The sequence below is a fragment of the Rhodococcus sp. 14-2470-1a genome, assembly GCF_002259425.1.
In the GTDB taxonomy this organism is placed as follows: domain Bacteria; phylum Actinomycetota; class Actinomycetes; order Mycobacteriales; family Mycobacteriaceae; genus Rhodococcoides; species Rhodococcoides fascians_E.
In genome coordinates this window covers 1-812 of record NZ_NPFZ01000063.1, presented here as the reverse complement: position 1 = coordinate 812, position 812 = coordinate 1, and the positions used below count along the sequence as shown (strand labels likewise).

Annotated in this window: 1 pseudogene; it reads right to left on the bottom strand. The window is 67.0% G+C overall.

The window, feature by feature from the left end:
- A pseudogene (locus CH292_RS27605) lies at positions 1-812 on the bottom strand (pyridine nucleotide-disulfide oxidoreductase); the annotation flags it as partial.

The following is an 812-nucleotide window of genomic DNA, read 5'->3' as shown; positions in this document are numbered from 1 at the left end:
ACGCGGCCTGCTTCGTTGGGGATGGTGCCGGCTTGGTCGTCGAAGGGGAGTTGGGCGATGTTCTGGGAGAGGTAGCCGACGGCGCGGTAGACCGCTTGGACGTCCCAGTCGTTGTAGGTGCCGGTGCCGCGGACGTTGCCGGTGCCGTCGAGTTCGGTGCGTTCGGTGCGTAGTCCGACGACCTTGCCGTTCTCGCCGAGGATTTCGGTGGGGGATTCGAAGAAGTGCAGGAACAGTTTGTGGGGGCGGTTGCCGACGTCGCGGATGGCCCAGTCCTGCAGGGTGTTGGCGACCATGTCGACCTGCTTGGATCCGCGGCGGGCGGCTTCGGAGCCTTCGTCGTAGTCGATGTCCTCGGGGGCGACGATGACCTCGATGTTGGGGGAGTGGTCGAGTTCGCGGAGTTCGAGGGGGGTGAACTTGGCTTGCGCGGGTCCGCGGCGTCCGAAGACGTGGACTTCGAGGGCCTTGTTGGCTTTGAGGCCTTCGTAGACGTTGGCGGGGATTTCGGTGGGGAGGAGTTCGTCGCCGGTCTTGGCGAGGACGCGGGCGACGTCGAGGGCGACGTTGCCGACGCCGAGGACGGCGACTTTCTCGGCGTCGAGGGGCCAGGTGCGGGGGACGTCGGGGTGGCCGTCGTACCAGGAGACGAAGTCGGCGGCGCCGTAGCTGCCGTCGAGGTCGATGCCGGGGATGTTCAGTGCGCGGTCGGCGTTGGCGCCGGTGGAGAAGATGACGGCGTCGTAGAAGCGGCGGAGGTCGTCGAGGGTGATGTCGGTGCCGTAGTCGATGTTGCCGAGCAGGCGGACCTG